The sequence below is a fragment of the Micromonospora sp. NPDC005257 genome, assembly GCF_042872445.1.
Taxonomy (GTDB): Bacteria; Actinomycetota; Actinomycetes; order Mycobacteriales; family Micromonosporaceae; genus Micromonospora.
This window is the reverse complement of record NZ_JBIAKL010000008.1, coordinates 237,250-256,729: the sequence shown is the minus strand read 5'-3', so window position 1 is coordinate 256,729 and position 19,480 is coordinate 237,250. Positions and strand designations below refer to the sequence as shown.

Sequence of the window (19,480 nt, the reverse complement as noted above, 5' to 3'; positions counted from 1 at the left end):
CCCCCACCCGCCCGTTCTTCGTCTCGCCGCCGCTCAGCGGGCGATCTCGGTGACCCGCGACTCGCGCACCACGGTCACCCGGATCTGCCCCGGGTAGGTCAGCTCCTCCTCGATCTGCTTGGCCACGTCCCGGGCCAGCACCGCCGCGCCGATGTCGTCCACGTCGTCCGGCTTGACCATCACCCGGATCTCCCGGCCCGCCTGCATGGCGAAGACCTTCTCCACACCCAGCTTGCCGGCCGCGATCTCCTCGATCCGCTCCAGCCGCTTCACGTACGCCTCAAGGCTCTCCCGCCGCGCGCCCGGTCGCCCGCCCGAGCAGGCGTCCGACGCCTGGGTCAGCACCGCCTCGATGGTCTGCGGCGGCACCTCGTTGTGGTGCGCCTCGATGGCGTGCACCACGTCCTCGCTCTCGCCGTACTTGCGGGCCACGTCCGCGCCGATGATCGCGTGGCTGCCCTCCACCTCGTGGGTGAGCGCCTTGCCGATGTCGTGCAGGAACGCGCACCGCTTGATCGTCGGCACGTCCAGCCGCAGCTCGGCGGCCATCACGCCGGCGATGTGCGCGGTCTCCACCAGGTGTTTGAGCACGTTCTGCCCGTACGACGTGCGATAGCGCAACCGGCCCAGCAGCGTCACCAGCTCCGGGTGGATCTCGGTGATGCCGACCTCGACCAGCGCGTCCTCGGCGGCCCGGTGGCACAGCTCCTCCACCTCCTGCCGGGCCAGGTCGTAGACCTCCTCGATCCGGTGCGGGTGGATGCGGCCGTCCAGCACCAGCTTCTCCAGCGTGACCCGGCCGACCTCCCGGCGTACCGGGTCGAAGCAGGACAGCAGCACCGCCTCGGGGGTGTCGTCGATGATCAGGTTGACGCCGGTCACCGACTCGAAGGCGCGGATGTTGCGCCCCTCCCGGCCGATGATGCGTCCCTTCATCTCGTCACCAGGCAGGTGCAGGACGCTGACCACGCTCTCCGCGGTCTGTTCGCTGGCGACCCGCTGGATGGCGTCGACCACGATGTTGCGGGCGCGCTGCTCGGCGCTGCCCCGGGCGTCCGCCTCGATCTCCCGGACCAGCAGCGCGGCCTCCCGCTTCGCCTGCCCCTCGATCGACTCGACCAGCTCGACGCGGGCCGCGTCGGCGGTCAGCCCGGCCACCCGCTCCAGCTCGCGGCGACGCTGCTCCTCCACCTCGGTCAGCGTCCGCTCCCGCTCGGCCAGGGCGGCCTCCCGGGCGGCCAGCGCCGCGGTGGCGGCGGTGAGCTGCCGCTCCCGCTCGGCCAGTCGCTCCACCTCCTCGGTGTGCAGCCGTTCCCGCTCGTCCATCCGGGCGGCACGGCGTTCCACCTCGGCCGCCTGCTCCCGGGTGGTGGCGGCGAGCACCGCCACCTCCCGCTCGCCGCTGCGCCGCGCGGCGGTACGCAGCTGCTCGGCGTCCGCCTCGGCCTGCTTGTGCGCCCGCTCCAGCACCGTGTCGGCCTCGGCACGGGCGTCGTCGAGCACCCGCCGCGCCTCGGCCCGGGCGGCCTTCGCCTCCGCCTTCGCGGCGGCCGCCTCGGCCCGGGCCGCGGAGGCCGCGGACTTCGCCACGTCGATGGTGCTGTTCACCTCGTCGGCGGCCGTCCGCAACGCCGCGAGGGACTGCTCCTGCCGGTCCTTCTCCGCGATGAAGGCCGGATCCTCCGGCGCGGGCGCCAGGCTGAGCCGCTTGAGGGTACGCACGCCGAACAGCACGGCGCCGACCACCACCGCGACGAGCAGCAGCACGACCACGAGGAGGACGATGTCGAAGGCGCTCATCCGGCCGCTCCGAGCCGGTACACGGGCACGTCCGCCCGCCCCGCTTCGACGACCCGCCCGGCGTCGCCGGCCCACCGGGGCGCGGTGGCGGTACGGGGCGTGTCGCCCGTCGCGGAAAGGTCGGGGCCGTGTGGCAGTCCGCCGGTGAACCTGTGCCGCCCTGCCATGGCCGCCTCCCCCTGAACGTCGGCGCCGCAGCACGCGTGAAGGACACGCGCCTGCGGCTCTGTACGCCCGACCGGAGCGGCTGGCCCTGGGCAGCTTTCCGTCGGCGGTGCCCCCCGTGAGGGCACCGCTGACGGCCGGTTGCAGTTGTCGGAGGTTCCGGAGGTTCCCGGAGCGCCCCGTCAAGGGCCGGTGTGGCTGGCCAAAGTGATGCTGTTCTGTTACGAGATCTATGTTGTGCGCTTAGCCTGCGCTGGTCGGGCAAAGTGAGCCTGTATGGCGAGGCTAGGTCGCGAGGGGCCATTCGGTCAACTAGTCATGATCAAACCACCCGGACGGAGAGAAGTTGCGACGTCACTCAGTGGTGATCAGATCCCGGACAGGCCAGGACAAACCTCACCCCGCAAACGCACCAGCCCCGCCTCCCCGACCTGCTCAGCTCTTCCCCACCCTCGCGGGCGCCACACAGCCCCGGCAACCCCGTTGATCAAGGAGCTGACGTCACCCCCAGCCCTCCCACCACACAGCGGGCGGCCGGTTCAGGGCTGGGCCGGGTGGGCGTTGGGGGTGTCGGGGACGGCGGGGTGGGTGCGGGCGGTGGTTACCAGGGTGGCGTTGTCGGGAGCAGTGGTGCCGTCGGGCAGCAGTAGCGTGTCCTCCAGGCCGATCCGGGTGTGCAGGCCGCGCCGGAGCGCGTCGGCGTACACGGGCCAGGTGGCCGGACCCTCACCGTGCAGCAGCACCGGCGGGTGCCCGCCGGGCAGCGCGGCCAGGATCGCCGCCGCGTCGGCGAGTGCCGTCTCGACCTGCTCGGCCATGCACTCGACAAGGATCCGCCCGGTGGGTGCGGACCAGCGGCGCCAGGCGTCGACAGCCGCCAGGGTCCACAGACCGGCCTCGACCATCACGCCGCGCTCGCTCAGGGCGACGGCCACCTCGGCCGCTCCGGGTTCGTGGGCGTTGACCGAGGCGAAGTCGGGCAGCACCGTCCAGGCGCGGACCACGGCGACCCGCTCCGCCGGGTCGGGGACGATCCAGGCGCCGGTGCTCACCCCGACCGGCAGACCGGGACGGGCGGCCCGGATGGCGCTGACCGCCGCGGCGATCGCGGCCGGGTCGAGCGATTCGGCGCCGGCCTCGTCGCGCGGGTGCACGTGCACCGCGGCCACCCCGGCGGTCGCGCAGCGCACCGCGTCGGCGGCCAGTTCGGCCGGGGTGAGCGGCACGGCGGGGTGCTCGTCCCGCCGTCGGGTGCCGTTGAGACACGCCTTCAGCACTGGTGTGCGCCTCTCCCCTCGGGACAGCGGCCGACACGGCCGGTCGGTCAGTCGAGCCGGCGGGAGTCGAGGTCGTGCTCGGCGTCGGCCATCGCGTCGGCGTCGATGTGCTCGGCGAACTCGGCCGCCTCGGCGCTCTGCGCGGCCAGCGCGTCCTTCACCGCCCGGATCGCCACCCCGGGCGGGTAGCCCTTGCGCGCCAGCATGCCGACCAGGCGGCGGAACACCGCGTCCGGCTCGCCCCGGGTGCTGCGCAGTTTCCGTTCCACCAGGGCGCGGGCGGTCTGCGCCTCGGTCTCCTCGTCCAGCCCGTCCAGGGCCGCGCCGGCCACCTCGCCGTCGACACCGCGCTGGCGCAGCTCGTTGGCGAGCGCCCGGCGGGCCAGCCCTCGGCCGGTGTGCCGACTGCTCACCCAGGCGCGGGCGAAGGCGGCGTCGTCGACGATGCCGACCTCGTCGTAGCGGTCGAGGACCTGCTCGGCGACCTCCTCGGAGATGCCCCGACGAGCCAGCGCGCCGGCCAGCTCGGCCCGGGTGCGCGGACGCACCGCGAGCTGCCGAAGGCAGATCTCCCGGGCCAGCTCGGCCTCGTCGCGCGGCGGAGCCGGAGCCTCCCCTGCATCGGGCTCCGCCGCGCGATCACGGCGCCCCCGGCGGGGCCGGGGCGTACCTGTGGCGTCGCCCGTACGAGATGGGCTGGCATCCCAGCCCCGGCCCGTACGGGCGCGTCGTCCTGCCACCGGTCAGCGGATCAGAAGTCGACCGGCGGCAGTTCCGGGCCACCGGCGGCGTCGCCCGCACCACCGGTGCCGACGCCGAGCTTCTCCAGGATCTTCTTCTCGATCTCGGCCGCCACGTCCGGGTTCTCGCGGAGGAACTCGCGGGCCTTCTCCTTGCCCTGGCCGAGCTGGTCGCCGTCGTAGGTGTACCAGGCGCCGGACTTGCGGATGATCGCCTGTTCCACGCCGACGTCGATCAGCGAGCCCTCGCGGGAGATGCCCTTGCCGTACATGATGTCGAACTCGGCCTGCTTGAACGGCGCGGCGACCTTGTTCTTCACGACCTTGACCCGGGTGCGGTTACCGACCACGTCGGTGCCGTCCTTGAGGCTCTCGATGCGGCGCACGTCGAGCCGGACCGAGGCGTAGAACTTCAGCGCCCGGCCACCGGTGGTGGTCTCCGGGCTGCCGAACATCACGCCGATCTTCTCGCGGAGCTGGTTGATGAAGATCGCGGTGGTGCCGGTGTTGTTGAGCACGCCGGTGATCTTCCGCAGCGCCTGGCTCATCAGCCGGGCCTGCAGACCGACGTGGCTGTCGCCCATCTCGCCCTCGATCTCGGCGCGCGGCACCAGGGCAGCCACCGAGTCGATCACGATGATGTCGATCGCGCCGGAGCGGACCAGCATGTCCGCGATCTCCAGCGCCTGCTCGCCGGTGTCCGGCTGGGAGACCAGCAGGGCGTCGGTGTCGACGCCGAGGGCCCGCGCGTAGTCCGGGTCGAGCGCGTGCTCCGCGTCGATGAACGCGGCGATGCCACCGGCCCGCTGGGCGTTGGCCACCGCGTGCAGCGCGACGGTGGTCTTACCGCTGGACTCCGGACCGTAGATCTCGACCACCCGGCCGCGGGGCAGACCGCCCACGCCGAGCGCCACGTCGAGCGCGATGGAGCCGGTCGGGATGACGGCCGTCTGCACGACAGGCCGCTCCCCCAGGCGCATCACCGAACCCTTGCCGAACTGCTTGTCGATCTGAGCGAGAGCAAGGTCGAGCGCCTTCTCCCGGTCAGGCCCTGCTGCCATCGTTGCCACCCCTGCCTTCGCCGGCGTCTTTCCTGAGCTTCGCGTCACGCGGGACACGCTAGGCGCTGGGTCCGACAGAAAACCAGCCGACGGGCCGTGAGCTGTGGACGAGCACCCCGCTGTGGACAATAGCCGAACAGGTGTACGACTGGGCAAGCGACACGCGGGATCGACGAAAAGGCTGCTCAGCGTAGCCGGGCGGGCACCCGGTCGGGATATGCGGCGACCACGGCACGCCACACCACGTGCGTTTCCTCACCGGCGGCGAGGGCCTGCTCGATGGTCCGCCCGCCGAGCTGGGACAGCACCTGGTCGCTGGCGATGCTGGCCGCGTACCCCGGGCCGAACGCATTCTCCAGCCGCGTCCAGAAGTCGGTCAGCCGCACGTGTTCAGTCCTCCTCGTCGAGTGGCGCCGTGGCGGGACGGCGCAGCGCCAGCGCCACCAGCGGCACCACGGCGATCGCCGCCAGCAGGGTGAGCGTCGGGTACCCCACGGCCCGCATGACGAACCCGCTCGCCGCCGCCGCGCCCGCCCCGGCCAGCCCCATGAGCAGGTCGGACAGGCCCTGCACACCGGGCCGGTCGGCGGTCGGCACCGACTCCGACAGCAGCGTCGAGCCCGCCACCATCGTGCCCGACCAGCCCAGCCCGAGCAGCGTCAGCCCCACCGACAGCAGCGCTGTGTGGTGCCCGGCGGTGCCGGAGACCGCGCACGCGGCCAGCAGCAGCGCGACCCCGCCGAGGATCACCGGGCGCCGGCCGAACCGGTCGGTGAGCCACCCCACCACCGGCGACAGCGCGTACATGCCGGCGATGTGCAGGCTCAGCACCAGGCCGACCACCGGCAACACGTCCTCGTCGGAGTGCCACTCGCCGAGGTGCACCGGGGTCATCGACATCACCGCGACCATCACCAGGTGCCCCACCGCGACAGCGGCGATGCCGAGACGGGCGGCCGGCCTGCGGCGTACCGTGCGCCACGCGGCGGCCATGCCACCGCGGCGGGCGACCGCCGGCGCGGAGTCCGGCGCGGGCTCGGCCGCCGCCAGCCGGCGCGCGGTGAGCAGCGGGTCCGGCCGGAGCAGGACCAGGATTACGACGGCGGCCAGCGTGAACGCGACGGCGCTGAAGGCGAACGGCCCGGACAGCGCCGGCAGGCCCCAGCCCCGGGTGGTGTCGTCGGCGAGCGCGGCGAAGTTCGGCGCGGCCACCGCGCCGATGGTGGTGGCCCAGACCACCATCGAGAGCTGCCGCCCCCGGCGGTGCGGCTCGGCCAGGTCCACCGCCGTGTAACGGGCCTGGAGGTTGGCCGCCGTGCCGCCGCCGAACAGCAGCATGCCGACGAAGAGCAACGGGACCGCCCCCGTCACGGCGGCGACCACCACCAGCACGCCGCCGACCGCACCGACTGTGTACGCGAGGACCAGGCCGGGCCGCCGGCCACGGGCGGCCATGAGCCGGGTGACCGGGATGGCCAGCAGCGCGGCGCCGACCACCCCGGCGCTCTGCGCCAGCCCGGCCAGCGCGGTGCCGGCGACCCGGGCGGCGAGCAGCGCGCCGACCGAGATGCCGATGGTGACGCCGATCCCGCCGATGATCTGGGTGAGGAACAGCAGCCGGACGGTACGCCGCTGGACGCGGGCGACGTCGGGCCGGGGCGGGGCCGGCGCGGTCAGGCCGATGGACATGCTGCGCTCCTGGTGGGGGTGGGTGTCTCATCCTCCCGCACCACTCCGACCGGCTGGCACCCGGTTTAGCTACAGGCCGAGGCCCCGGCCGATGATCTCCTTCATGATCTCGGTGGTGCCGCCGTAGATGGTCTGCACCCGGCTGTCCAGCCACGCCTTCGCCACCGGGTACTCCGCCATGAAGCCGTAACCGCCGTGCAGCTGCACGCACCGGTCGGCGACCTTGGTCTGCAACTCGGTGGTCCACCACTTGGCCTTCGCCGCGTCGGTGACCGAGAGGCGGCCCGCGTTGAACTCGGTGACGCAGTGGTTGACGAACGTCCGCGCGATGGTGACCTCGGTGTCCAGCTCGGCCAGCAGGAACCGGTTGTGCTGGAACCGGCCGATCGGCCGGCCGAACGCCTCCCGGGAGCGGGCGTACTCGATGGTGAGCGCGAGCAGCTTCTCGCAGGCTGCCACCGCGGCCACGGCGATGCTCAGCCGCTCCCGGGGCAGGTTGGCCATCAGGTGGTAGAAGCCCTGGTTCTCGGCGCCGATCAGGTTCTCCGCCGGCACCCGGCAGTCGTCGAAGAACAGCTCGGCGGTGTCGTTCGCCTTCAGGCCGACCTTCGCCAGGCGGCGGCCCCTGGCGAAACCCGGCGTGCCGGTCTCCACCACGACCAGGCTCACCCCGTGCGCGCCCTGCTCCGGCGCGGTCTTGACCACCACGACCACCAGGTCGGCCATCTCACCGTTGGTGATGAACGTCTTCTGCCCGTTGAGGACCAGGCTGTCGCCGTCGCGGACCGCCGTGGTGCGGATGCCGGCCAGGTCGCTGCCCGCGCCCGGCTCGCTCATCGCGATGGCGGTGACCAGGTCGCCGGAGCAGAAGCCCGGCAGCCACCGCTTGCGCTGGTCGTCGGTGGTCAGCTCGGTCAGGTACGGGGCGACCACGTCGTTGTGCAGCCCGAACCCCAGACCGGTGCACCCGGCCGCGACGATCTCCTCGTCCAGCACCGCGTTGAACCGGAAGTCGCGCTGCCCGCCGCCGCCGTACTCGGGGTCGACGTCCGGGCCGAGCAGCCCGGCCGCGCCGGCGGCCCGCCACACCTGCCGGTCGACGATCCCGTCGGCCTCCCAGCGCTCGTGGTGCGGCACCGCCTCCCGGGTCAGGAAACGGCGGCACAGGTCGCGGAACTCGTCGTGGACGGGCTCGTAGAGATGCTGCTCCATGGCGGCAAGTCTGACACCGCTCACCCGCCCCGGACAGGGGCGAGCGCCGCGCGCAGCCGGCGCTCGCGGCGGCCGGTGCGTACGGCCACCGCCAGCACAAGCCAGAGGACTCCGGAGAACGCCATGGGGCCACGTAGGGGCCGGGAGCGCCGAACCGGAGAAGCTCCACGCGAGGCCGGGGTTCCGCCGATGCCGGAGCCGTACCCCCGCGCCGTTGGGTAATCCTCTATGGAGGATGGCGACCGGACGGAGCGCACGCCAGGATGGCCGGATGAGCACACTCACGGGGAAACAGGTGGCCGAGGCCGGGCTGGACGGGTGGACGTACCTGCGGCCGGGCTGGCCCGCCTGGAACTCGCGCTGGACACCCCGGAGCACGCGGCCGTGCTGCCGTTCTGGCGGGCGGTCCTGACCTGGCAGTCGCCCGACGGCCGGGGCCCGGACGACGACGAGGTACGTGACCCCGACGGCGTGCTGCCCACGCTCTGGTTTCAGCGCTCCGGCCGGGACGAACCGCGGCAGCGGTGGCACCCGGACGTGTGGGTGGATCCGGCCGAGGTGGACGCGCGGATCGCCGCCGCGCTGGCGGCCGGCGGCACCCTCGTCAGCGACGCGGAGGCGCCGAATTTCTGGGTGCTCGCCGACCCGGACGGCAACCGCGTCTGCCTCTGCACCTGGCAGCAGCGCGCCTGACTCAGCGCAGCGCCTCGGCGGCCACCTTGAGGTCGGCGACCAGGCCCTCGTACGCGACGTCCTGGTTGTCGGCGCGCAGCACCGCCGACGGGTGGATGGTGGCGAGCAGCCGGGCCGCCGGGGCGTCGGCGACGTCGCCGGCCCGGTCCACCGGCACCCGCTGGCGGCTGTCGCGCCGAGCACCACCACGATCTCCGGGCGCAGCCGGGCGAACTCGGCGACCAGCCAGGGCCGGCAGGCGGTGACGTGCACCCGGTCCGGGGTCTGGTGGACTGCGCAGCAGCCGACCGGCCGGGCCGACGAACGGCAGTCCCTTCTGGTCCTCGATGTCGCCCGGCTGCTCGCCGACGAAGACCACGCGCGCGTGTTCGTCGCCGCGACCGAAGACGGTCTGGGTGGCGTCCCGGTACAGCTCGCAGCCCCGGCATCCGCCGGCGGCGGCGCGCAGCGCGTCGATGGTGTCCGCGCCGGGCGGGATGAACTCCTGCGCTCCGGGGGCGGTCTCGGTCTCGGCCATGCCGACGTTCTACCCCGTCCGCCGCCGCCCACGCGAGCGGCCCGCCGCGCTGTCCGCCCGCCGGGCGGCCGGGGATTGTCAACAGGGACCTATACCGAATGCGTCAACAGGGGGCCCTTCCCCACCGCGGCGAGCGCGTCGGCCAGCGCGGGGATGTCGGCCTCGTCCAGCGCGCTCACCGAGACGCGCACGGCGGGGTCGGCGGCGATCCGGTAGAGCCCGCCGGGGGCGAGCGCCCACCCCGCGTCGCGCAGTGTCGTGACCGCCACCGTCTCGTCGGGCACCGTCACCCAGACGTTGATCCCGGTGCGCCCGTGCGCGGTCACACCCCGTGCGGCCAGCGCCTCGACCAACCCGTCGCGCCGCCGGTCGTAGCTGTCCGCCGCACGCCGCACCAGCTCGGCGGTGGCCGGGTCGCGCCAGAGCGACACGACCAGGCGTTGCAGCACAGTGGAGACCCAGCCGGCGCCGACCCGTGCCCGCCCGGCCACCCGGGCCACAGTGGCCTCGTCGCCGGTCAGCACCGCGAGCCGCAGGTCGGGCCCGTAGGGCTTGCTCACCGACCGGACGAAGGCCCACGCCGGGGTCGCCCCGGCGAGCGGATGCAGGGGTACGCGGGCCAGTTCGGCGGCGTGGTCGTCCTCGATCAGCAGCAGGTCGGCCCGGCCGGCCAGCAGCGTGCGCAGCGCGTCGGCGCGGTCGGCGGAGACGGCCGCGCCGGTCGGGTTCTGCGCCCGGCTGGTCACCACCAGCGCCCGGACCCCGGCGGCGAGCGCCGACCGCACCCCGGCCACGGTGGGGCCCTCGTCGTCCACCGGCACCCCGACGGTACGCAGCCCGAGCGCCGCGATCAGGTCGAGCAGGTTGGCCCAGCCGGGGTCCTCCACCGCCACCGCGTCGCCGGGGCGCAGGTGGGCGGCGAGTAGCCGTTCGATGCCGTCGAGCGCCCCGCCGGTGACGGTCAGCTCGCCGGCCGGGACCCGATCGGCGGCTAGCCGTTCCCGGGCCAGGGCGGCCAGGTCGGGCAGCACGGCGTCGGTCGCGTACCCGCCGGGGGGTCCGATCTCGGCGGCGAGCGCGGCGAGGTGCGGCCCGAGCGGGGGCAGCAGCCGGGGATCGGGTTGTCCGGCGGAGAGGTCGTGGCCGCCGGTGCGCGGCGGAGGCAGCAGCGCGGCGCGGCGGGCGGCGACCGGTGGGCGGGGACGGACCCGGGTGCCGTGCCGGCCGGCGGTCACGACCAGGCCGCGTTGCCGCAGCTCCTGGTACGCCTTCGCGACGGTGGCCGGGCTGACGCCGAGGTCGGCGGCGAGCGCGCGCACGGCGGGCAGGGCGTCGCCGGGGGCGAGGGCGCCGGTGCGGATGCCGGATTCGACGCTTGCCGAAATCGCGGCGGAGGCGGACCCGGCGATCTGATAATGTGCTGCCACAGTTTAGAGATTGTACTAGAACAAAGGTGGGATGTCACGTGTACCCTCCGACCGAACGCACCACGGCCACCCGCACCCGCGACCGGATGTCCTACGACCGGGCCACCGCGCACGCGCTACTGGACGAGGCGTACCACTGCGCGCTGGCGTTCACGGTGGACGGCGAGCCGCGCCTCCTGCCGACCCTGCACGTCCGTATCGGCGACACGCTCTACCTGCACGGGTCCACCGGCAGCCGGCCGCTGCTCGCCGCCCGGGGCGAGGCCGGGCTGCCGGTCTGCGTCGCCGTCACCCACCTCGACGGGCTGATCTACGCCCGCTCCCAGTTCCACCACAGCGCGAACTACCGGTCGGTGGTGGCGCACGGCACCGCCCGCCTGGTCGAGGACGCGGACGAGAAGGCCGCGGTGCTGACCGCGCTGGTGGAGAAGGTGGCCGCCGGCCGGTCCGCCGAGAGCCGCCCGCCGAACCGGCGTGAGCTGGCCGAGACGGCGGTGCTGGCGCTGCCGCTGCGCGAGGTGTCGGTACGGATGCGTACCGGCGGCGTCAAGGACGAGCCCGCCGACGAGGCGCTGCCGTACTGGGCCGGCGTGGTGCCACTGCGGCTCACGCCGGGCCGCCCCGAACCCGCGCCCGGGGTGGGCACGCCGGTGCCGGCGTACCTGCGGGCAGCCCGCTCGCCCTGGCACGAGCCGGCGGTGCTGCGCGGCGCGCACGTGGTGCTGGAGCCACTCGACCTCGCCCACGCCGACGAGCTGTACGCCGCCACCGCCGACCCGCAGGTGTGGCGGCACCTGGGCGGCGTCCAGCCGGCCGACGCCGCCGAGATGCGCCGGCTTGTGGCCGGCTACCTCGACGCGCAGGAACGCGGCGAGCAGGTGTGCTGGGTCCAGCGCTGCGCCACCACCGGCGCGGTGATCGGCACGACCTCCTACTACGAGATCGACCCGGTACGCCGGTCACTGGCGATCGGCTACACCTGGCTGGGCCGCCCGTGGTGGCGTACCGGCGTGAACACCGAGGCGAAGCTGCTGCTGCTCGGCCGGGCATTCGACGAGTTGGACGCGGTCCGCGTGGTCTGGCACACCGACCTCCGCAACGAACGCTCCCAGCGGGCCATCGAACGGCTCGGCGCGAGCCGGGAGGGCGTGCTGCGGCAGCACAAGCAGCGCGCCGACGGCTCCTGGCGGGACACCGTCCAGTACTCCATGCTCGCGCAGGAGTGGCCGACGGCACAGGTCAGCCTGCGGGAAAGGCTTCGCCCGGCGGTGGGCGCGGCGTCATGATGTCCGGCGTGCTGGGGATCACCGACATCTGGACGTACGTGCTGGGCACCGTGGCGATCGTGCTGCTGCCCGGCCCGAACTCGATCTTCGTGCTGGCCACCGCCGCCCGCCGGGGCGTGGCCACCGGTTACCGGGCGGCGGCCGGGGTGTTCGTCGGCGACGCGGTGCTGATGGTCCTCTCCGCCGCCGGGGTGGCCTCACTGCTCCAGGCGTACCCGCCGCTCTACCTGGTGATCAAGTACGCCGGCGCGGCGTACCTCGGGTATCTGGGGCTGGCCATGCTGCGCGGCGCGTGGCGGCGCTGGCGCGACCGCAACGACCCGGCCACGCCGCGCCTGATCGACGAGGTGGAGCCGGCCGAGCAGCGGGAGCCCTTCCGGCGTGCGCTGGTGATCAGCCTGCTCAACCCGAAGGCGATCCTGTTCTTCGTCTCGTTCTTCATCCAGTTCGTCGACCCCTCGTACGCGTGGCCGGCGCTGTCGTTCCTGCTGCTCGGTCTGATCGCACAGGTCGCCAGCGCGCTCTACCTGACCGTGCTGATCTTCACCGGCACCTACCTGGCGGCCCAGTTCCGGCAGCGCCGCCGGCTCGCCGCGAGCGGCACCACAGCCGTCGCGGTGCTGTTCCTCGGCTTCAGCCTCAAGCTTGCCGCCGGCTGAGGTGTAAGGGGAGGGCTCTTACACCGGCAGCGGCGGCGCTGCTCACGTGCCGTCGCCGCCTCCGCCACCACCGCCGATGCCCGCGCCGCCGGCCGTGCCCCCGAGTCCGTAGCCCGGCGCAACCGGACGGTCGGGGCGGCGGCTGACGTGCGCCGACTCGCGGATCGTGGCCGACCAGTCGGCGTGCGCGGCGGCCGCCGCGTGCCTGTCGATGGCGTGCCGCAGCCAGCCGTCCACGGTGGCCACCCAGTCGCGCTCGTCGGCTCCGGCGTGCCAGACCCGGAACCGGCTGATGCTCTGGTGGGTGATTCCGGCCAGGGAGAGCCGCCGGTCCAGCCAGAGCAGCACCTCCATGCCGGCCGAGTCGGTCAGCATGATCATTTCGAGTTCGGTCATCGGACCGGCGTAGAGCGGGGCGGCCCAGAACCCGTACCACTGCTGGAACGGCAGCGTCTGCTCCACCCCCGGGAGCCGCCCCTCTCGCAGGCCCGCCTGCCGGATCGCGAAGCCGAGCGTGTCCAGCGCGGCGAGCACGTGCTCCTGGGCGGGCAGCGGATGGATCAGCACCGGCACCATCGAGCCCTGATCCACCTCCGGATCCACCGACACCTCGGTCCGCAGCCCGGTACGCAGGCTCAGCAACGGCACCCCGCCGTACGTGGTCACCGGTGACTCCCACGACAGAGGCACGGCGAAGTCGACAGCGCGCCGCCGCCCGGCCGGCACCACGAACCGCGCCGCGATCGTCCACGTCTGGAACTGCACCAGGCGGCGGGGCGCCTCCGGATCCTCCGGCTCGACCTGGGTCACCAGCCCGAGCCGGATGTGCCGGACCGGCACGTCCGATCCGCCCGCGCTGAGCGTCACCCGGCCGGGCAGGCGCAGGCCGGGCCGGGTGCTCGGGTTGGGCACCGTGGTGCTCACCGACAGCCCGGTCCAGGCGGAGTCCCGCGACACGCCGGTCAACCGCATGCCGTGGCTTTCCCGCTGCCCGCCCGCCCATGCCAGGCCGAAACGGACGCCGGCCCGGCGAGGTGTCCCCACCTCGCCGGGCCGGCGTGAATCATGACGCTCAGCGCATCCGGCGGCCCCGCGGCACCGGGTCGGTCTCGTCGTCGAACTCGCCGATGACCTCCTCCAGCAGGTCCTCCAGCGCGACGAACCCGATCGGCCGGGTCGGCCCACCGCCGTTGCTCACCAGCGCGAGCTGCGCCTGCTGCGCCCGCATGGAGGTCACCGCCTCGGTCACCGACGCCTCGGCCGGCAGCGTGAAGGCGCTTGTCATCAGCTCCTCCGCGGTCGCCGGGCGGCCGATGGTGACGGCGCGCACCGCCTCGCGTACGTGCACCAGGCCGCACACCTCGCCACCGGCGTCGACAACGGCCAGCCGGGACCGGCCGCTGTCGCGTGAGACGTGCTCGATCCGCTCGGCGGTCTCGCCCCGGCCCACAGTGACGATCTGGTCGAACGGCTCCATCACCTGGGCGACAGTGGTGCCCTGAAGCTCCAGCATGCTGGTCAGCAACTGGTGCTGCTCGGCACCGAGCAGGCCGTGCTCCCGGGACTGCTCCAGCAGTATGCGCAGCTCGTCCGGGCCGTGCACCTGGGCCAACTGGTCCTGCTGCTGCACCCCGACCAGGCGCAGCATCGCGTTCGCCAGCCCGTTGAGCACGGACAGCACCGGCCGGGCGATCCGGGCGAACGCCCGGAACGGCAGCGCCAGCAGCGTCGCCGAACGCTCGGCGTCGGTGATCGCCCACGACTTCGGGGCCATCTCGCCGACCACCAGGTGCAGGAACGTCACCAGCGACAGCGCGAACACCAGCGCCACCACGTGACTGACCGCATCGGGCAGGCCGACCGCGTGCAGCAGCGGGCTGAGCAGGTGCTCGATGGCCGGTTCGGCCAGCGCGCCCAGACCCAGCGTGCACAGCGTGATGCCGAGCTGCGCGCCCGCCAGCATCAGACTCAGCTCGCGGACGCCGTCCAGCGCCGCGCGGGCCGCCCGGCCGCCGCCGGCCGCCGCCTGTTCCAGCCGGTACCGCTTGGCCGCGACGAGCGCGAACTCGGCGGCCACGAAGAACCCGTTGAGCGCCAGCAGCCCCACGGAGAAGAACAACGCGAACCCGGGGCTCATGCGGCACCCTCCCCGGACACGTCGGCGGTGGACCGCAGCCGCACCGAGTCGGCCACGTGCCGGTCCACCGCCAGCACCTCGACCAGCACCCGGGGGCCGGCGGCCGGCTCGTCGCCGTCCGTGGCGACCGGGATCTCCAGCAGGTCACCGACCTCGGGCACCCGGCCCAGCTCCCGCATCACCAGACCGGAGAGCGTGTCGTACTCGGGGCGCTCGGGCAGCTCGATGCCGGTGCTGTCGGCGACCTCGTCGATGCGCCAGCGCGCCGGGACCACCCAGGAGCCGTCCTCCTGCCGCGCCGCGGCCCGGTCCGGCGGGTCGTCCTCGTCGCGGATCGGCCCGACCAGCTCCTCGGCCAGATCCTCCAGCGTGATCACGCCGGCGAAGCCGCCGTACTCGTCGACCACGCAGGCGAGCTGCCGGTGCCCGGACCGCAGGCGGTCCAGCACCGTCGGCAGCGGCAGCGTCTCGGGCACCAGCAACGGGGGTACGGCCACCGCGTCGACCCGGGTGGTCGCGCGCTGCGCCGGGGGCACCCCGAGCACATCGGCGATGCCGACCACGCCGATCAGGTCGTCGACGCCCTCGGCGCCGCTCACCGGAAACCGGGAGTGGCCGGTGTCCAGCAGCTCGACGATGCGGCTGACCGGCTCGTCCGCCCGGATGGTGTGCACGTCGACGCGCGGCACCATCGCCTCCCCGGCGGTCAGCTCCCGGAAGTCCAGACCCCGGTCCAGCAGGTCGGACATCTCGGCGTCGAGGTGCCCCTCCTCCCGGGACTCGGCGATGATCTGTTCCAGGTCCTGCGGGGTGGCGCCGCTGGGCAGCTCCTCGATCGGCTCGATGCCGAGCCGGCGGAGCAGCCGAACGGCCGCCCTGTCGAACAGCGTGATCAGCGGACCGGCGATCTTCAGGTAGAGCAGGGTGGACGGCGCCAGCGCCCGGGCGAGCCGTTCCGCCCGCGCGATGGCCAGGTTCTTCGGGGCCAGCTCGCCGAGGACCATCTGCACCACTGTGGCGATGGTCAGGGCGAGGGCCACCGACAGCGGCAGCGTGACCGCGCTGGACAGCCCGGCCAGGCCGAGCAGATCGGCCAGCCCGGCACCCAGGAACGGCTCGGCGACGTAACCGACCAGCAGGGCGGTCACTGTGATGCCGAGCTGGGCGCCGGACAGCATGAAGGAGAGCCGCGCGGTCACCTCCAGGGCCCGGGCCGCGGGACGATCGCCACCGTCGGCGAGCTGCTTGAGCTTGCCACGGTCCACGGCGACGTAACCGAACTCCTGGGCCACGAAGTAACCGGTGGCGGCGGTGAGGACGGTGATGAGAAGGAGACCGACGAGGATCAACACGGGAGGTTCAGGGCTCCCGGGGTCGTCGGGGAGGGAATTCGCCGGGTATTACCCGGCCGGCTACTGCTGCCCTCCGGGGCAGGAGAGTCGATCATGCGGCCCATTTTATCGGTAGCCGCTGGACGTTCGCTGAGGGTGCCGGGAAGCCTCCCGTGCGTCCGGTTCACCGTCCGGCCAGTTCGTCGGCGTCCAGCAGCGTCCGGTCGACCCGTCCGGAACGGTACGCGGCCCGGCCGATCATCTGCGCGGCCACCGGCGCGGTGGCGAGCTGGAAGATCGCCACCAGGACCAGCATGCCCAGGTCCGAGGGGGTACGCAGACGCAGCGCCAGCCCGGCCAGCAGCAGCAGGACGCCCAGCACCTGCGGCTTGGTGGCCGCGTGCATGCGGTCCAGCACGTCCGGGAAACGCACCAGCCCGATGCCGGCGATCAGGGCCAGCGCCGCCCCGGCCAGCAGCAGCACCCCACCCACCCAGTCCACGATCGTGCCGACCATCAGGTTGAACCTCCTTCCGTTCGCGACTGCGGGGCTCGCAAGACCGGCTCACTCCTCGCGCTCACGCTTCAGCCCGGACCGCGAAGCGCACCAGCGACACCGACCCGATGAAGCCGAGCAGGGAGAGCACCACCAGGACGGGCAGCGTGGTGGCGTGCCGGTTCACCGCCGCCTCCGCCCCCACCGCGGCGAGCATCGCCGACAGCAGCAGGTCGGCGCCGACGACCCGGTCGAGCAGGGACGGTCCGCGGTAGATCCGGGCCAGAGCGAGCAACGCGGTGGCCGAGAGCAGCACGGTGAGCGCGACGGCGAGCAGGACTGTCACTGGTTCCTCCGTTACACGGGTTCGGGGCCGAGGCGGCGTACCTCGGCGGGAGATCCGATGGCACGCACGATGCGCCGTTCGACGGCGAGCACGCGCTCGCGGCTGCCGACCAGGTCCTCGGGTCCGCGCACGTCGAGCACGTGCACGTAGAGCACGCCCTCCGCCCTGTCGACGTCGATGATCAGCGTGCCCGGCACCAGCGAGATCGCCTCGGCGGTGAGTGTCAGGTTGAGGTCGGTGCGCACGCGCAGCGGCACCGCGATGATCGCGCCGCGCGGGCGGTAGCCGAAGCGCAGCGCCACGGCTGCCACGTGGATGCTGGCGCTGACCAGCTCAGCGACGAACGTGGCCACGAACACCAGCAGCGCGCGGGGGCGTACCCGGCCGCCGAACGTGACCGACGGCAGCGGGAAGAACAGCAGCACCGCCACGCCGACCACCAGGCCGGCGACCAGGTTGCCCCAGGACACGTCGCCCCACAGCAGCATCCACACGACGACCAGCCAGCCGAGCGCGACCGCCTGGTCCCGCCGCCGCCCGCCCCGGCCGGTGGTCGGGGCGGGCGCGTCCGGGGCGGGCGCCGCCCGGGGAACGCCCGCGGGCTCTCCGGCCGCGCCCCCGCCCGGGGGCAGGTGGTCGCTCACGGCACGTCCCCGGGCAGGACCGCCCGCACGTACGGGGTGCGTTCGCGCAGGTCGGTGGCCGCGTCCGCGGTGACCTGGAACAGCGGCCCGGCCGCCAGCGTGAACAGCACCCCCAGCGCCACCAGGGCGGTGGTCGCGCCGACCATCAGCCCGGGCAGCCGGGCCGGCGGGGTGGCGGTGGCCAGCCGGGGCTCCCGCCAGAACGCGATGTTCCACACCCGGGAAGCGGCGTAGAGGGTGAGCAGGCTGGTGAGCGTGCCAGCCGCGACGAGCACGGCGGGCAGCACGCCGCCGGCCGCCACGCCGGCCTGGAGCAGGCCGAGCTTGCCGAGGAAGCCGGAGAACGGCGGGATGCCGGCGAGGTTCATCGCGGGGACGAAGAAGAGCACGCCGAGGGTCGGGGCGACCCGCGCCAAGCCGCCGATGCGACGCAGGTCGGTGCTGCCTGCGCGTTCCTCGACCAGGCCGGCGACCAGGAACAGCGTGGTCTGGATGGTGATGTGGTGCACCACGTAGAAGATCGCCCCGGACAGGCCGGCGACACTGCTCAGCGCCACCCCGAAGATCATGTACCCGATGTGGCTGACCAGCGTGAACGACAGCAGCCGCTTCAGGTCCGACTGCGCCACCGCGCCGAGGATGCCGACCACCATGGTCAGCCCGGCCACCACCATCAGCAGCGTGGCGACCTGGCCGCCGGGGAACAGCAACGTCTCGGCACGGATGATCGCGTACACGCCGACCTTGGTGAGCAGGCCCGCGAAGACCGCTGTCACCGGGGCGGGCGCGGTCGGGTAGCTGTCCGGCAGCCACGCCGACAGCGGGAACACCGCCGCCTTGATCCCGAACGCGAGCAGCAGCATCAGTTGCAGGGTCAGGCGTACGCCCGACGGCAACGCGTCCAGCCGGCCGGCGAGCTGCGCCATGTTCAGCGTGCCGGTGGCCGCGTACACCAGTCCCACCGCGGACAGGAACAGCAGTGACGACAGGATGCTGACCACCACGTACGTCGATCCGGTCCGCAGCCGCACCTCGGTGCCGCCCAGCGTGATCAGCACGAAGCTCGCGGCCAGCAGGATCTCGAAGCCGACGAAGAGGTTGAACAGGTCCCCGGCGAGGAAGGCGTTCGTGACGCCGGCGGTCAGCACCAGGTACGTGGGGTGGTAGATGCTCACCGGCGCTGTCTCCCCGGTCTCGCCCCGGCCCTGCCCGATCGAGTAGAGCAGCACGCACAGCGTCACCGCCGAGGAGACGAGCACCATCAGCGCCGCCAACTGGTCCGCCACCAGCACGATGCCCGCCGGCGCCGGCCAGCCGCCCACGTGCACCACCACCGGCCCGAACCGGTACGCCTCCACCAGCAGCGCCGCCGCCACCACAAGGACGCTGGACAGGCACAGCACGCTTATCCACCGTTGCAACCCGGGCCGGCCGGACAGCAGGAGGGTGAGGGCCGCGCCGAGCAGCGGCACCACCACCGGCAGCGGAACCAGCGCGGTCATGAGGCGTCCCCGCGATGCAACCGCCGCCGGGCCGGCTCCGGGTCCACCTGCTCCGGGTCGTCGTCCGGGCCCTCACCGCCGTGGTCCGCGGTGGACACCTCGTTGCTCTCGGCGAGCCGGACGATCTGCCGGTCCTCCAGGTCGTCCTGCACCTCGTCGTCGCCGCTGGTGTACCAGCTCCGGTAGGCGACAGCGAGCAGGAACGCGGTCAGCCCGAACGTGATCACCACGGCGGTGAGCACCATGGCCTGCGGCAGCGCGTCGCTCATCTCGCCCTGCGAGGCGGAACCGACGAGCGGTGCGGCGCCGGACCGCCCACCGAGCAGGATGAGCAGGTTCACGCCGTTGCCGAGCAGGATGATGCCGAGCAGGATCCGGGTCAGGCTGCGTTCCAGCAACAGCATGACGCCGGTGGCGACGAGCACCCCGACGGCCAGCACCAGCACCAGCGTCGGCCCGGCCGCGCTCCTCGTCACTGAGCCACCTCTGTTCGCGACT

19 protein-coding genes and 1 pseudogene are annotated in these 19,480 nt (G+C 73.4%); 3 read left to right on the top strand and 17 right to left on the bottom strand.

What is annotated here, in order from left to right; genetic code table 11:
* Positions 1 to 33 precede the first annotated feature (33 nt).
* From rny to ACFYO8_RS18925, 7 genes are all read right to left on the bottom strand, one after another.
* On the bottom strand, positions 34 to 1,800 hold the full coding sequence (gene rny, locus ACFYO8_RS18955; protein ID WP_354865536.1) for a ribonuclease Y: 1,767 nt from the start codon (positions 1,798 to 1,800) through the stop codon (positions 34 to 36).
* A gap of 704 nt (positions 1,801 to 2,504) precedes the next feature.
* Positions 2,505 to 3,242 carry a 3-keto-5-aminohexanoate cleavage protein gene (locus ACFYO8_RS18950; RefSeq protein WP_354865538.1) on the bottom strand — a complete coding sequence of 246 codons (738 nt, stop codon included), beginning with the start codon at positions 3,240 to 3,242 and terminating at the stop codon, positions 2,505 to 2,507.
* 47 nt (positions 3,243 to 3,289) lie between these two features.
* Positions 3,290 to 3,982, bottom strand: a complete 693-nt coding sequence (locus tag ACFYO8_RS18945) for a regulatory protein RecX (RefSeq protein WP_354865540.1) — start codon at positions 3,980 to 3,982, stop codon at positions 3,290 to 3,292.
* A gap of 11 nt (positions 3,983 to 3,993) precedes the next feature.
* On the bottom strand, positions 3,994 to 5,043 hold the full coding sequence (gene recA, locus ACFYO8_RS18940) for a recombinase RecA (protein ID WP_354865542.1): 1,050 nt from the start codon (positions 5,041 to 5,043) through the stop codon (positions 3,994 to 3,996).
* Positions 5,044 to 5,228: 185 nt separating this feature from the next.
* On the bottom strand, positions 5,229 to 5,429 hold the full coding sequence (locus tag ACFYO8_RS18935) for a DUF3046 domain-containing protein (protein ID WP_354865544.1): 201 nt from the start codon (positions 5,427 to 5,429) through the stop codon (positions 5,229 to 5,231).
* A gap of 4 nt (positions 5,430 to 5,433) precedes the next feature.
* Positions 5,434 to 6,732, bottom strand: coding sequence for an MFS transporter (locus tag ACFYO8_RS18930; protein WP_354865546.1), 1,299 nt, complete (start codon positions 6,730 to 6,732; stop codon positions 5,434 to 5,436).
* Positions 6,733 to 6,801: 69 nt separating this feature from the next.
* Positions 6,802 to 7,944, bottom strand: coding sequence for an acyl-CoA dehydrogenase family protein (locus ACFYO8_RS18925; protein WP_354865998.1), 1,143 nt, complete (start codon positions 7,942 to 7,944; stop codon positions 6,802 to 6,804).
* Between the two features lie 318 nt (positions 7,945 to 8,262).
* Here ACFYO8_RS18925 and ACFYO8_RS18920 point away from each other — a divergent pair, with 318 nt between their 5' ends.
* Complete coding sequence (locus ACFYO8_RS18920; RefSeq protein ID WP_354866000.1) at positions 8,263 to 8,637, top strand: VOC family protein; 375 nt, start codon at positions 8,263 to 8,265, stop codon at positions 8,635 to 8,637.
* A gap of 222 nt (positions 8,638 to 8,859) precedes the next feature.
* Here ACFYO8_RS18920 and ACFYO8_RS18915 read toward each other — a convergent pair.
* Together ACFYO8_RS18915 and ACFYO8_RS18910 are read right to left on the bottom strand one after the other, a co-directional pair.
* A pseudogene (locus ACFYO8_RS18915) lies at positions 8,860 to 9,154 on the bottom strand (uracil-DNA glycosylase family protein); the annotation flags it as partial.
* An 89-nt stretch (positions 9,155 to 9,243) separates the two neighbouring features.
* The gene (locus ACFYO8_RS18910; protein ID WP_354865548.1) at positions 9,244 to 10,581 is read right to left on the bottom strand and encodes an aminotransferase class I/II-fold pyridoxal phosphate-dependent enzyme; all 1,338 of its coding nucleotides are present in this window, start codon (positions 10,579 to 10,581) and stop codon (positions 9,244 to 9,246) included.
* Positions 10,582 to 10,619: 38 nt separating this feature from the next.
* Here ACFYO8_RS18910 and ACFYO8_RS18905 point away from each other — a divergent pair, with 38 nt between their 5' ends.
* Positions 10,620 to 11,867 (top strand): bifunctional pyridoxamine 5'-phosphate oxidase family protein/GNAT family N-acetyltransferase, encoded by a 1,248-nt coding sequence (locus ACFYO8_RS18905; protein WP_387257368.1) that lies wholly within the window; start codon positions 10,620 to 10,622, stop codon positions 11,865 to 11,867.
* Positions 11,864 to 12,526, top strand: coding sequence for a leucine efflux protein LeuE (gene leuE, locus ACFYO8_RS18900; protein ID WP_354865552.1), 663 nt, complete (start codon positions 11,864 to 11,866; stop codon positions 12,524 to 12,526). The genes ACFYO8_RS18905 and leuE overlap by 4 nt, the downstream gene beginning before the upstream one ends.
* A gap of 42 nt (positions 12,527 to 12,568) precedes the next feature.
* Here leuE and ACFYO8_RS18895 read toward each other — a convergent pair whose 3' ends face one another.
* From ACFYO8_RS18895 to ACFYO8_RS18860, 8 genes are all read right to left on the bottom strand, one after another.
* Complete coding sequence (locus tag ACFYO8_RS18895; protein WP_354865554.1) at positions 12,569 to 13,498, bottom strand: sporulation protein; 930 nt, start codon at positions 13,496 to 13,498, stop codon at positions 12,569 to 12,571.
* Positions 13,499 to 13,598: 100 nt separating this feature from the next.
* Entirely contained in the window at positions 13,599 to 14,663 is a 1,065-nt protein-coding gene (locus ACFYO8_RS18890) for a hemolysin family protein (RefSeq protein WP_354865556.1), read from the bottom strand.
* Entirely contained in the window at positions 14,660 to 16,015 is a 1,356-nt protein-coding gene (locus ACFYO8_RS18885) for a hemolysin family protein (protein WP_354865558.1), read from the bottom strand. Before ACFYO8_RS18885 ends, ACFYO8_RS18890 begins: the two co-directional genes overlap by 4 nt.
* 163 nt (positions 16,016 to 16,178) lie before the next feature.
* On the bottom strand, positions 16,179 to 16,511 hold the full coding sequence (gene mnhG, locus ACFYO8_RS18880; protein ID WP_354865560.1) for a monovalent cation/H(+) antiporter subunit G: 333 nt from the start codon (positions 16,509 to 16,511) through the stop codon (positions 16,179 to 16,181).
* A gap of 61 nt (positions 16,512 to 16,572) precedes the next feature.
* Positions 16,573 to 16,836: a monovalent cation/H+ antiporter complex subunit F gene (locus ACFYO8_RS18875; RefSeq protein WP_013284715.1), complete on the bottom strand. Its 264-nt coding sequence runs from the start codon at positions 16,834 to 16,836 to the stop codon at positions 16,573 to 16,575.
* Between the two features lie 11 nt (positions 16,837 to 16,847).
* Positions 16,848 to 17,480, bottom strand: coding sequence for a Na+/H+ antiporter subunit E (locus tag ACFYO8_RS18870; RefSeq protein ID WP_354865563.1), 633 nt, complete (start codon positions 17,478 to 17,480; stop codon positions 16,848 to 16,850).
* A complete protein-coding gene (locus tag ACFYO8_RS18865) occupies positions 17,477 to 18,982 on the bottom strand; it encodes a Na+/H+ antiporter subunit D (RefSeq protein WP_354865565.1) in 1,506 nt (501 codons plus the stop codon). Before ACFYO8_RS18865 ends, ACFYO8_RS18870 begins: the two co-directional genes overlap by 4 nt.
* Positions 18,979 to 19,458, bottom strand: coding sequence for a Na(+)/H(+) antiporter subunit C (locus tag ACFYO8_RS18860; protein ID WP_387189102.1), 480 nt, complete (start codon positions 19,456 to 19,458; stop codon positions 18,979 to 18,981). Before ACFYO8_RS18860 ends, ACFYO8_RS18865 begins: the two co-directional genes overlap by 4 nt.
* Between the last annotated feature and the right edge of the window lie 22 nt (positions 19,459 to 19,480).

Bases quoted from the DNA above. Each gene is read 5' to 3' on its own strand.
- leuE (WP_354865552.1), top strand. From the start codon at position 11,864: ATGATGTCCGGCGTGCTGGGGATCACCGACATCTGGACGTACGTGCTG.
- rny (WP_354865536.1), bottom strand. From the start codon at position 1,800: ATGAGCGCCTTCGACATCGTCCTCCTCGTGGTCGTGCTGCTGCTCGTC.
- ACFYO8_RS18890 (WP_354865556.1), bottom strand. From the start codon at position 14,663: ATGAGCCCCGGGTTCGCGTTGTTCTTCTCCGTGGGGCTGCTGGCGCTC.
- mnhG (WP_354865560.1), bottom strand. From the start codon at position 16,511: ATGGTCGGCACGATCGTGGACTGGGTGGGTGGGGTGCTGCTGCTGGCC.
- ACFYO8_RS18895 (WP_354865554.1), bottom strand. From the start codon at position 13,498: ATGCGGTTGACCGGCGTGTCGCGGGACTCCGCCTGGACCGGGCTGTCG.
- recA (WP_354865542.1), bottom strand. From the start codon at position 5,043: ATGGCAGCAGGGCCTGACCGGGAGAAGGCGCTCGACCTTGCTCTCGCT.
- ACFYO8_RS18925 (WP_354865998.1), bottom strand. From the start codon at position 7,944: ATGGAGCAGCATCTCTACGAGCCCGTCCACGACGAGTTCCGCGACCTG.
- ACFYO8_RS18930 (WP_354865546.1), bottom strand. From the start codon at position 6,732: ATGTCCATCGGCCTGACCGCGCCGGCCCCGCCCCGGCCCGACGTCGCC.
- ACFYO8_RS18865 (WP_354865565.1), bottom strand. From the start codon at position 18,982: ATGACCGCGCTGGTTCCGCTGCCGGTGGTGGTGCCGCTGCTCGGCGCG.